Source organism: Vibrio sp. L5-1 (genome assembly GCF_021728315.1).
Taxonomy (GTDB): Bacteria; Pseudomonadota; Gammaproteobacteria; order Enterobacterales; family Vibrionaceae; genus Vibrio; species Vibrio splendidus_K.
In genome coordinates, this window is the sequence record NZ_JAKKCQ010000011.1 from 68,399 (window position 1) to 80,441 (window position 12,043).

General features: G+C 39.8%; 12 protein-coding genes and 1 pseudogene. 5 read left to right on the top strand and 8 right to left on the bottom strand.

Translation table 11 applies throughout. The features are described 5' to 3' along the window. Positions 1–144: 144 nt before the first annotated feature. Positions 145–333, top strand: coding sequence for a DUF3545 family protein (locus tag L3V35_RS23305; protein WP_004735002.1), 189 nt, complete (start codon positions 145–147; stop codon positions 331–333). A 150-nt stretch (positions 334–483) separates the two neighbouring features. On the opposite strand, the gene L3V35_RS23310 is transcribed toward L3V35_RS23305, so the two are convergent. From L3V35_RS23310 to nfo, 3 genes are all read right to left on the bottom strand, one after another. Continuing rightward, positions 484–1,035 carry a hemerythrin domain-containing protein gene (locus L3V35_RS23310; RefSeq protein WP_054547802.1) on the bottom strand — a complete coding sequence of 184 codons (552 nt, stop codon included), beginning with the start codon at positions 1,033–1,035 and terminating at the stop codon, positions 484–486. 86 nt (positions 1,036–1,121) lie between these two features. Continuing rightward, entirely contained in the window at positions 1,122–1,802 is a 681-nt protein-coding gene (gene ung, locus L3V35_RS23315; protein ID WP_237291139.1) for a uracil-DNA glycosylase, read from the bottom strand. A gap of 403 nt (positions 1,803–2,205) precedes the next feature. Beyond that, positions 2,206–3,114 carry a deoxyribonuclease IV gene (gene nfo, locus L3V35_RS23320; protein ID WP_237291140.1) on the bottom strand — a complete coding sequence of 303 codons (909 nt, stop codon included), beginning with the start codon at positions 3,112–3,114 and terminating at the stop codon, positions 2,206–2,208. Positions 3,115–3,440: 326 nt separating this feature from the next. On the opposite strand from nfo, the pseudogene L3V35_RS23325 reads away from it, so the two are divergent. From L3V35_RS23325 to L3V35_RS23335, 3 genes and pseudogenes are all read left to right on the top strand, one after another. Continuing rightward, positions 3,441–3,653, top strand: a pseudogene (locus L3V35_RS23325) (autonomous glycyl radical cofactor GrcA); the annotation flags it as partial. Between the two features lie 188 nt (positions 3,654–3,841). Next, positions 3,842–4,219, top strand: coding sequence for an autonomous glycyl radical cofactor GrcA (gene grcA, locus L3V35_RS23330; RefSeq protein WP_237300714.1), 378 nt, complete (start codon positions 3,842–3,844; stop codon positions 4,217–4,219). A gap of 342 nt (positions 4,220–4,561) precedes the next feature. Next, a complete protein-coding gene (locus L3V35_RS23335) occupies positions 4,562–4,810 on the top strand; it encodes a hypothetical protein (protein ID WP_237300715.1) in 249 nt (82 codons plus the stop codon). A 3-nt stretch (positions 4,811–4,813) separates the two neighbouring features. Here L3V35_RS23335 and L3V35_RS23340 read toward each other — a convergent pair whose 3' ends face one another. Genes L3V35_RS23340 through L3V35_RS25565 form a run of 4 tightly spaced genes read right to left on the bottom strand, consistent with a single transcriptional unit; the run spans position 4,814 to position 11,256 of the window. Beyond that, positions 4,814–5,296 (bottom strand): hypothetical protein, encoded by a 483-nt coding sequence (locus L3V35_RS23340; protein ID WP_237300716.1) that lies wholly within the window; start codon positions 5,294–5,296, stop codon positions 4,814–4,816. A gap of 8 nt (positions 5,297–5,304) precedes the next feature. Continuing rightward, a complete protein-coding gene (locus L3V35_RS23345; protein WP_237300717.1) occupies positions 5,305–7,470 on the bottom strand; it encodes a hypothetical protein in 2,166 nt (721 codons plus the stop codon). Between the two features lie 23 nt (positions 7,471–7,493). Next, positions 7,494–9,917 (bottom strand): hypothetical protein, encoded by a 2,424-nt coding sequence (locus tag L3V35_RS23350; protein WP_237300718.1) that lies wholly within the window; start codon positions 9,915–9,917, stop codon positions 7,494–7,496. Further along, entirely contained in the window at positions 9,904–11,256 is a 1,353-nt protein-coding gene (locus L3V35_RS25565) for a site-specific integrase (protein ID WP_237300719.1), read from the bottom strand. Before L3V35_RS25565 ends, L3V35_RS23350 begins: the two co-directional genes overlap by 14 nt. 205 nt (positions 11,257–11,461) lie before the next feature. Between L3V35_RS25565 and L3V35_RS23360 the strand changes: the two genes are divergently transcribed. Continuing rightward, the gene (locus L3V35_RS23360) at positions 11,462–11,809 is read left to right on the top strand and encodes a hypothetical protein (RefSeq protein ID WP_237300720.1); all 348 of its coding nucleotides are present in this window, start codon (positions 11,462–11,464) and stop codon (positions 11,807–11,809) included. 138 nt (positions 11,810–11,947) lie between these two features. Here the strand turns inward: L3V35_RS23360 and L3V35_RS23365 are convergent. Next, positions 11,948–12,043: IS3 family transposase (locus tag L3V35_RS23365; RefSeq protein WP_135458248.1), on the bottom strand; the 96-nt coding region annotated here is incomplete at its 5' end.

Consider the following 12,043-nt stretch of genomic DNA (forward strand, 5'->3'; position numbering starts at 1 on the left):
CCACAATGTGTGAGCATGCATAAGAAAACAGAACAAAAACTTCATAGATTTGAAACAAATGAGAAACAAATCAAGGTTATTGTGAACCTAAATATGATATTTAATGGTTCGTAAGAACGATTCCCACGGAAGGAGATATGGCTTATGGATAGCTTTCAATTCGATGAACTATCAGAACTAGAAATGCCTCGTGCAACTCAAAAAACTCGCTCTAAACCACTCAAGCGTAAATGGCGTGAAATCGAGGCAATCAACGATCGTAGACAGCTTGAGAAAGAGCTCAGAGAGATGAATCTCGGTCTCGATTTTAGCCTTGATGATATAAAGCTTTAATCTGCACGACAAGAAATCAGATAGCAAAAGGCACCTATACAGGTGCCTTTTTTATTGTATGAAACCACTCTTCGATTTAGAGCACAATTTGAAAGCGAGCATCTTAATAGAGAGCGCCTAATAATAGCAGCGTTTCAATACGACAACGGGCTACACGCACTCTTGCTCATTCTGTCGAACACGAGCCGCAAGTTGGCGGTACTGATCGGCAATTGTCTCTCCAAAGACAGGGTCATCTTCCGGTTGAAGCCATTGAGACTCTACTTCTTGCCAATCTTTGACCGTGAATGCCTTCACAATCATCGGTAACACATGCTTCTCTTCATATTCCATGTGCTTTCGTTGAGCTTTAACAAAGGCTTCAAGCTGTTCAATAAAGACTTGTTGAGGAACAACCGCATCTTGGAGGATCATATCGACCACACCTAAAAAGTCCGCTGTTTTCTCAGAAAGCAATTGATGTTCCAGCTCCAAGTCTTCAATCATTTGCTCGCTGCCATATTGCTTGAGGTAGTAACGATAAATAACGTCTTCTTTCGGGTGATGCACCTTATCTGAATGGTTCATGAGATAATGAACCACCTCTGCGATCAAGCTATAGTTTATTTCTCGCTCTTGTTTTAGATGCTCTAACTTATTGTTGAGTATCGCGAGCAAACGAGCCATATAGCCATGCTCTCGTCTTATCCTTTCAATCATCATAGTATTGCACTCCATTACACCTACTATTTACAAGTGTATACGAAGATACTCATTTATGATTTGACCCTGCTCAGAAAACCACCAACCTACAACTCTGTTGGTAATCGCCAATCTATAGGTTGTTGATCCATAGAAGAAAGTAGCTTGTTGGTTGTTGAGAAATGCTGACAACCAAAGAAGCCACGACGGGCGGATAATGGCGATGGATGAGGAGCGACCAAAACATGATGCTTGTTTTCATCAATAGCTTGGCCTTTCTTTTGGGCATGTGCGCCCCACAGTAAGAATATGACCGGCTCAGAACGCTGATTTAGCTCAGCAATGATGGCATCGGTAAAGGTTTCCCAACCACACTTAGCATGTGAGTGTGCTTTTGCCTCTTCTACTGTCAGTACCGTATTCAACATTAATACCCCTTGAGATGCCCAAGTGTCGAGGTAACCATGACTCGGGATCTCAAAGCCGTCTACATCTTGTGCGAGTTCTTTGTACATATTTCGTAGAGACGGTGGAATTTTAACGCCAGGTAGCACAGAGAATGCTAAACCGTGAGCTTGCTTAGCGCCGTGATAAGGGTCTTGCCCAAGGATAACCACGCGTACAGACTCAAAAGGCGTCATATCGAAAGCACTGAACACTTGCTCTTGAGGAGGGTAGATGGTTTTTCCACTATTACGTTGCTGTTCGACAAAAGCGAGAACACTCTGAAAGTACTCTTTGTCACGTTCATCATTAATAATGGATTCCCAACTCTTTGGTGCGCTCATCGTTTTACTTCCCAATAATCAATGTTTCTAGCGGCTTTCGCCAGACAAAAAAATAGCTGTATCGGCTAACTGTCCTGAATAAGGCTCTAGTTATACCTCATACAGCTATCAATAAACATGATGTGTAGGGTTCACTTGTTGATGAATCATAATAATCAGTTCAAGTTGTGTTTATCTCAATTAACCACTTTTTTGCTGTGTACGATGGTGGCCATGACTATGCACGTGACGATTTGGTGTCGGTAAACGGCTGGCGACAGCAACAGTTGAAGTTGAAGTTTGGGTGATTGAATACATAAAGGCACCTCCTGTAAGACATCGTGAACTACATATTCACTTTAGTACTATGAAAGAAAGGTGCCAATTTTTAGAAATAGACGGAAATAAATTTTCTCCTCTATTATTACGCTTCTTCGCTGACTACCGTTGCTGAGCGATGAAACATTCTAAGTTGTTGAATTTCCTCTTTCCAGATCGTCGAATCAATGGTTTCCAAGATAAGAGGAATACCATTAAAGCGAGAATCCGAGGCAATATACTCAAAACAATCCCAGCCAATCTCACCTTTTCCTAAAGAATGGTGTCGATCAACTCGGCTTGCGAACTCAGCTTTTGAATCATTGATGTGCATTGCTCTTAGATAGTGCATACCCACTATGCGCTCGAACTCTGCAAAAGTATGCTCACACGCTTCTTTTGTTCGTAGGTCATAACCGGCCGTAAACGTATGGCAAGTATCTAAACACACACCGACACGCGACTTATCTTCTACTTGGTCGATGATCTCTGCTAGGTGCTCAAACCTCCAACCCAAATTAGTCCCCTGCCCTGAGGTATTCTCAATCACTGCAATTACATCAGGCACCGCTTGGTGAGCCAAGTTGATCGACTCAGCGATCTTGGCCAAACATTCGCTTTCTGAGATTTTCTTCAAATGACTCCCAGGATGAAAATTCAAAAGCGTGAGTCCTAGTTGATTACAACGCTCCATTTCATCAATAAAAGCCGCACGCGATTTCTCTAGCTTCTCTTCTTCTGGTGCTCCTAGGTTAATAAGGTAGGAGTCATGAGGAAGAATATTCTCAGCACTAAAGCCCAACATCTTACAGTTGGCTTTAAACGCACTAATGGTTTTCGCTTCCAGCGGCTTTGCTGCCCACTGTCTTTGGTTTTTGGTAAACAGCGCAAAAGCATTGGCACCGATCTCTCTTGCGCGCATTGGCGCCTGATCAACACCACCAGCAGCAGACACATGAGCACCAATAAACTTAATATTGGTTTGAGGTTTTGAGGATGAATTATTGTTTGTCATTAAATCACTTTACACTTTCAGAATGCTTAATAAATAAAGGGTCGTATCGTTTGTAGTTCAATAAAAACACAACAAATGTAGTAAACTTACAACAAATAAGACTGTTAAATATTTTTTATACTTTAAAATATTTTGTAATTACTTTGTTTTCAAAGGTTTTGTTGATTTACCTCAATATAATCACCTTTGTAAAAATATGGTTTTTGGTTGTTTTTTGACTTAAATCAATGTTAACCTTACAGATATTAGGTATATATTACCCAGCTCAACAAAAATCGAAAGTTAACACCATAATCAAACCACATTCAGTGGACTAGGAGATAGTTATGATCCAAGGTATTCAAATTACTAAAGCAGCAAACGATGACCTACTAAACTCAATCTGGCTACTAGACAACGAAAAGAATGAAGCTCGTTGTGTTGTTGCTACTGCAGGTTTCGAAGCTGACCAAGTTATCTCAGCTGCAGACCTAGGCGACTACGAAAGCCGTGAAGTTGCAATCGAAGCAGCACCACGCATCGAAGGCGGTCAACACCTATAATATTGGAAAGCCTAACTACTAAAAAGTATGACTTAATCACATCAAACCCTTTCTCAACATTGGATTTGATAGTCATAAAGAGAAAAAATCTCATATTTTTTATTAGTCATGTTTTTTAAGAAGTCAGCACTTAGAGTCAAACTTTAAGTCATAAGAATTAAATCAAAAATTAAAAGGAAATCCATATGATCCAAGGTATCCAAATCACTAAAGCAGCTAACGATTCTCTACTTAACTCAATCTGGTTGCTAGATACAGAAAAGAACGAAGCTCGCTGTGTTGTTGCAGTTGAAGGCTACGAAGCAGACCAAGTAGTTCCATCAGCAGATCTAGGCGAATACGAGTCTCGTGACGTTGCTATTGAAGTCCCTGCGAAGATCGAAGGCGGCCAGCACCTTAATGTGAACGTCTTGAAGCGTGAGACTTTAGAAGATGCAGTTGCACACCCTGAGAACTACCCTCAGCTAACAATCCGTGTATCTGGCTACGCTGTACGCTTCAATTCTCTAACTATAGAGCAGCAAAAAGACGTAATTGCTCGTACTTTTACTGAATCTCTATAAGAGTTAAGTAGAATAAGAAAGGCGCTTTATGCGCCTTTTTTTTATCACTATACTTTACTTAAGCTGAACCGCCTGATAACCACCTGATTCAATGAGACTTAATAATTAGTAAATAAAACACTAATTCCTACTAAAATCCAGTAATGACGACATTGCCTCTGTGCGAAGTTGATCTTCTTTCCTTAGAAAGCCACCAAATGCCAAATCAAATGTTGATACTTCAATATCAAAAATGGACGCAATCATCAAAAGTTTAATTTGATAAATCAAAACTGCATATTGATTTGTTATGGTCTTTCTAATATTTTACAGGTACTCATAGAATTATAAGGACAAACTCGAATGCAACAAGCAGAGCTGGAAATTAGATTTCAAGCAGGTGAATTAACCAAAGCCATAGTAGTTCCAGAAGCATTTGGCACAGATTGGAATCTATTGCTACAAGGAAAAAACAAAGCAACACAATACATCGTTACTCCACAACGTGGCGATGACGCAAGAAAATTCAAAACCATCGATGCAGCAGCCAAAGTTGCACGCAAAATTGGCTTTATTGAAGTGTCAGTAAAGTTCTCAGATCTAACTAAATAGGTACTACTTACGCCTATATTCACTTATATTCGTAACACCTCTGTTCAAAGAGGGATTATCAAGTGACTTGATTGCCTCCTCTCTTTCATTAATCGGTATTTTAAAGAACAAAGCTGTTACTGTTTGATGGTACTCAGACTGGTATTCTTTTAAGGTCTTTTCTGCTTGCTCTGCATCCTTTTTATCACTGATGCTCTCGGTTTTTAGTTTTCTATTTAAAGCCTCAAGTTTATCAACCTTTTCAGTCAAGATCGCCACATCATCTGCACTATGATTGTTGTTAGAACTAGCTCCCTCTATCACCTTCACAATATCAGGGTGATGACGAAGAGCGCCAGCAGATAGCCCTGCTTCCTTTTCGACATTTGACTTATTTAGTTTTACAACTGTCTTCTTTCTCAAGTCTTTATGCGTGTAGGTCTGCTCTTTAATTCTAGAGATTGCAGCGAGCAGTGCTTTACGAGAAGCATCCTTATTACGTGCCATAATTACCTCTATATGTTTTGTACAGGGATCAACTGAGAGACATCATCAGGTATCTCAAAGGCTTCAAATGGGAAGTTTAGATCAGACATAATTTTCTCTGCCGAGCGTATGTCCATCACGTACTTCGAAGCTGAATTGCCATTAAGCTCCCCTGATTCCTGCAAAGTTAGTAGATCTCTCATAGCCGTCATTCGTATAGATTCCGCTTCGCTTGCATCTTCAATAATATCCCAGCCACAATCAGTACATTCTGAAAGATCAATAGCAGCCCTCATTGCGCACTGCCTCTTTGTACAGTACATACCCTTTCCAATCGCATGGACATGTACCTTGCCAGTTTTAATTTCCTCTTTCCAAAACCTCGATGAAAGCTTTCTGTCATTGATCCCTTGTTCAAAGTAATTTTCATTCTCAATGACTTCCTTTAAAAGACTTTTACCGTAGCCTCCTGCCAAGCGCTCTTTATTTGCTAGTTTGTTATAGGCACGAGCTAACGCCGTAGCCGAACGTTCAGTTCTTTCTTCTTTAATTTCACCGTAAATTTTCTTAAGTGAGTGTGCATTTCTTGCATACCAACGTGACATAGCTATGGATATATGACCCAATTGCTGTTTTAACTGTGGGAAATCCATTAACTCAAGACCGATCAAGTAGTAAGAAAAACTTCTGCGACATTGATGGCTTGTATAAGGAAAACTATCGCCAACTTTAGGAAGACTACTATGTGTTGGATTAGATGTCCTGAGAGCATCCAAATCATGAGAATTCAATATAAATGTATCTTTATATGCACGCTTTAAGGTCTCTCTAATAGTTTGTCCTAATCCGACCTTTTCAATGGGTCTTGGGTAGTACACCTCTGTTAAGGCAGAAAAAAATACACTATTAGAGCCTTCTTTAAAACGCTTACGATAAGGACGATGGATAGCATTAAGAACATGAAAAGCCTCAAAGCCAGTACGATTTGTAATATAAACATCATCGGCTGTCTGAGAGTCCAAGGTCAACTTCTCTTGCTTTGTCGTAAGCGCATAAATGGTATTTATTCCTATTTTCACATGATCCTGAGCACCATACACGGGAGACATTCCATAAAGCTCACTAATTCTCATACCACTTAATGCCATCACTAGAAAAGCAGCAGAAGCCTGTAAGTCACAAAAATACCGATTAAACTTAGATCGCTGATGGAAATGCCGAGAACCAACTTTTACAGAGAAGTCGTCCCAAGCGACCGACTTATGACCATTGTAGCTACCACTGACACAATCTAGCCAAGTATCCTCCCAATTAGAGTCTTCCTGATTGTCAACCAATAAAATTCCACAAGATTTAAAGTGTCTCTCTATCACTTCAACTCTAGATGTATCAACTATTACTGACGATAAAGCCATAGAGCCAGAACGAACTTTAGCAATCAAATCATCTCTAACCAATTCTGAATGAGTAAGGAGATCTTCGACAGACTTCTCTAGTTCAATTCTATTTTTGTATGCATCATTAACGTCCGAAATCGCACGATTCAGCATTTCAAAATAAATTCGTAGTGGGATCGCAAAGTGCTGATCAGAGGTTGATGCGGTCAAATTAAAATGCTTAGCCTTCAACGACTTATTTATCTCAATCTGGATAGGTAATGGATCTTGGCACTGAACTAGCCTGTTAATCGCGGATAAAGTTTTATTGCTCTTATCGTTAATCTTCAAACCGTTCTCTTGAAGTTGAAAGATGACATCTTCATCGATATCTGAAAAGCTAACAATGCCTAAATCTGTAGCATGTTTGGCTATCAGAGTAAGCTTTCCAACCGTATCAACAATCGACAAATACGAGTATTTACCATACTCAGTTAGTAGTTCCACAGCAGCAAAGCACTTGATTTCATTGCGTATATTTCTTGGTAAAATATATCCATCAAAGCCTTTCCTTGTTGAGTGATTGAATAGCAAGCGTTGTGTTTGATAGCCGTCACCAATCTGACTTAGATCCCATACATTTTGCTTAAACATCACTGGAAATTCAGAATCACTAATTACCGCAAGAGGTTCCAACTCATCCCAATTTCCACGTTCAATTGCTGGCAAAAGTACATGATCAATATGGTCGGTATCGAGATCCTCAACAAACTCTTCAAAGCTAACATTTGCGCCACTTGCTGTTTTAATAGTTTTCATATTTTAGTGTTCTCCCATGCAGTCTATGCATACAAAAAATAGCGACCATTAGCCTCTAACAAAGCCTCTGCTTCTTCCAGAACCTCATCTGATATGTTTTGAGATAAAATCTCTTCAAATGATTCGATTCGCTCCTCCAACTCCTCATTTTCAGGATGAAGATCAGCAGCATCCATTAGTGAATCTATAAATGACAAAAGTTTATAGACCTGATTAGGTTCATCGACCAGCTTGGCATTAAGGCACTCATGACATTTATCAAACTGATAACAATGGAGTTTTGATAAGTCATCTGTAACTCCCATTTTTTTAGCTGCCGACTGAGCTAGCTTATCCTCTTTACCTTCAAAATCAGGCTTGCCATCACAGCAGATACCATTGGGGTTACTAGGCTTACCTCTTTTCTTGTATTCATCAAAAGAAAGAACTTCAATTTTCCAATAGTCCCTGACCTTCTGCTTTGCTTCTTCAAGCTCCACACCTTTAATAACCAGCTCAATCACATCTAATGCTTGTGCAATAATCTCATTATTTAGCCCCTGATGACCGTTGGCATAGTGTTCTTCAAACACTTTTTTAGAGTTCTGTAGAACTGCCATAGCAGAGGCTTCAGAACCATATCGATACTCGTTATCTGCTACGGTTTTACGGAATCGTGTAGAATTTAATGTGCAGAAAAAATGACTAGGCGTAAGTCCTATCTCTAATAGAGATGAACGGCTTACGGGGTGCTGCTTAAAGTGCCTAGTTTCACCGATCCGCCCTTGTGGAAATAGATATGACATACCCTTAGTAGGTTCAACATTATATTTCGAACCATCAATACTTAATTTTGACGTGTGCTGATTGCCTTTTTTCCGTTTTCTTTGGAGAGGATTTCTTCCTAAAGCCCAAGCTTCGATTCGCTGTATTGTCGATAGAAACTGCTCATCTACATAGAAGCTGATTACAGAGTTTTGATGACTGGCTGTAGCTATTAATGACGAAGTACATGTTACCGTTGACTTCCCATTGTCATCTATCGCGGAATAGAGGAGAGGTAGTTGCGCATATCTTAATGATTGGGATGTAAAACACTGCATAAATGCAACTGATAAACGGTGCATTATTGAGGTGTATTGATTGCTGGTAGGTTTATAATATTTTTTAGACTTTGAAATACGTCTAACTCCCTCATCATCATCAACCCTTTTGACCACTTCAACGTAACTGTGCTCACAAAGTGAATTAATGCTCTCTGCTAGCCTTTCAGCTAGCCCGATGCGCTTATCGGCAAAAAGCTCTAACTTTCTAGGAATGTTGTCATTTTGAAAATCACTTTTCAACTCTTGACACAAGCCTTCAACACTTAATTGATACAGCAACAAACCGTGCTCATCAGGGTTAAAAATAGATGACAGCTCCAGCAGCATGTTCAGGAACGCAGCCCCTGTACGCTTATCTACTCGTGCAGAGACTTCTTCTAGTTCAGATTCACCGATAACACCTGTAACCTCCTTCCCTGCTCGCCCCTTAAAACCTTTTATGACAGCATATTTAGAAACTTTTCCTTCGGTCTTCTCCGTAACAAAGTCAATTGGTCTTCTTACTGATGTAACTACAGAGTCATTGAAAGCCGTATAATGACAAAAGAGGTGATAACCTACTTCCATGATAAAATTAAACGCTTCAGTTAGAGTCATTCCCTCTAGAAACATCAGTTCCACATCAAGAGTTTGTTTTTTTGAGCTAAGTGTAGACTGGGCTAGGCTATAGACGATCCCCTTTGAGTCCTCTGAAGAACGCCCCAACTTATGCTCCGCAATTAAGATAGGAGCAAGTAAGAAAAACTTGTCATGCAAGCGCCTGAGTACAGTTTCATGTTCATTTTTGCTGTAATTTTCGAGCGGCTTTTTAAGCTTCCCAGCAACAGAAAAGTCTTTTAAACCTTTGTCCCAATCAAAAACATCTAAACCCATTTCAGAGAATGCATATTTCAGAAGCCTCTTTTTACCAGCGGCAGTTTTCTCTGCAATGCCCTCTACCTGTCCGTCATCGTACATGTAGGCGTGGGCATACTGACGCTCTGCGGATTCAACCAACCTCCACATATACCCCTTTGTACCGAAATATGACTGCCATGATTCTTTAGAGAATGTTTCAAGTTGCTGCCTATCGGCGTGTCGAATAAATGAATGCAAAACATGGAATAATTGTTTCCCAATGCTGACTCGATCTAACTCAAAATACTGCTTTATTGTTCGTTTCAGCTTATCAACTATGGTTAACCTTACACTGCACTCAACCTTCGATTGCTTAACATCAGCAAATAGATGGTCTAGACATGCAAGGTTAATTTCCCGATTTGCGCCTTGCCTTGTGAAATCTATAACATCATTGTCATATGGAGATTCTTTTCTATTCTCAAGGTCAGAGACATACAAATCCGAAATGTTACTTTTCGCCATGAGCAGCCTCCTGTGCTTCCTGATTCCTTCTCAATGCAGCTTCCTTGTTGAGCTTCAAGTCTTTTAAAAAATCGACATAAATCAGGGTGTCTGTTGATTCACTGTGTCCCATAAGGCTTTTCAGCTCGCCGAAAAAAAAGTCCAAGGGTAAGTCTGACTCTTTTACTTTTTGTAGTAGAAAATCGGTTGCAAAGGTTGACCGTAAATCATGAAACTTGTAGTACCAAGTTTCATGTGTGAGTCTAATTTCAGCTCTCAAATCTGACCAAACTCCTTGAATTGTATTTGAGCTAATTGAACCAAGAAGGGTGTGTTTACTGAGAAATAAGCGAGGCTCAAATTCATTCCCCTCAGACAGTCTGCTTAACGAGTCAGAAATACTTTGCCGACCTTCCGAAATCTTATAGTCATGCAATGCAGTCATGAGTGACGCTGGGATTTTAGTAACTCTTGAAAGGTCATTCTTAGCTTGAACACCATTTGATGTCTTTAGCGCTAGTTCGCACTCAATCTCACCTAAAGATGGTTGATAAATTGCTCCTTCATTCAATGAGGCAACCTCTTCAACTCGAAGCCCTCCCTTGTAAGCCAGCTCAATCATTAATCTATTACGCGCTGGGAACTCAGCTCGGTGAATATAACTATCGAGCACCTGTAATTCATGCTCTGGCAATGGCTTCAGTTTCTTATGAGGTGGGATTTTTGCAGAACGAGGGAACTTATTCATGACGCTACTTGTTTGAACCACAATCTCATGATTTCTTTTTGTGTGACTCAACATATCTACATTCTTGTTAGATTTACGAGGTATTCGCTTCAGTGTGAATTCAAACGGTCTTACTTTATCAGACCAAACTAGTACACCTTCTCGATTCATCCATTTGTAAAAATCGACAACAAATCGCATGTACGTCTTCGCTGTAGACAAGGCGAGCTTTAGCCCTTCATCATGCTCACCAATTACACAACGAACTAGAAAATCAGCAAATTCATGCCCGACACCATCGGAAGGGTCTGCGAATATATCTCTGTAAGATTTACCTGTGAGTTCGAGCCACCGAGTAAACATCAACAGGGCTTGAGCACGAGTAGCGATAGACTGGGTCTTTCGAGCGCAGATTGTCAGATAAAGATTTTGTGGGTATACCAATTTACCTTCTGCGGTGACTATCTGAAGAAGCTCCTTTTCTTTCTTCTTGGAGCGAGATGGGGCATAAGGCTCAATCTCACCATCATCATTGACTCTAATCTTTAGCTCTGGGTATAAGTCACACTTCAGAACAGTAAGAACATAAGCGTCATTCCCTCTAACTTCACGAGCAACCTCTTCATCAATCACCACGACATTTTTAGTCATAAAAACCCGCAACACAAAATAATAAAAACAAAAAATAACATATACTTAAATCATAACAATCACAAGTTAGATCATAAAAAAATAAACCAACAGGAAAAGGGGGAGTTGAGAGAATTGAATGTGTTTCCAATTGCAATGTGAGAGGTTGTATAATGATTTTCATAATAATGTAATTAAAGAGAAAAATATGGATTTTGTAAGCAGCGCTCTCATTGGTGGAGCTTTATACGAGTTAGTGTCATCTCCAATTAAACTAACAGCTAGCTACATCAAGGCAGGTCTAGACAATGTTGTTAATCTTGAAGATAAGGTCGCTGACATAATAGCAGAAGAGCTATCTAAAGAAGAATACAAGAAGTCAGCATCACCAGAAGAGCTAACTGGACTAATTGAGTCCTCAAAAGTCCTTCAAGAGGTAATAGCCCAGTTAAACGAAAAACCTCAAACTGTAATCAATATTAAAGCATACGGAAGTGGTGATGCATTTAATGGCGACAAGATCATGGGCAACCAAATCAACATCAAAGATAAGTAAACCTTCCTTTGAAAAAATTACGATAGCCTAACGTGTGCTTGTCAATTGAGGCTCAACTAAAGTGTGAGCCTTTCTATATTCCCTAATTACAAAAATCAGAACACACTATGATCTGCTCCAGTCAGACTGGACACCGCATTAAGCGACATATTGTTTTTCAAAGTTAACTGGGCTTAGATACCCAAGAGCACTGTGCCTTCTTGTTCGATTGTAATCAACTTCGATGTATTCAAA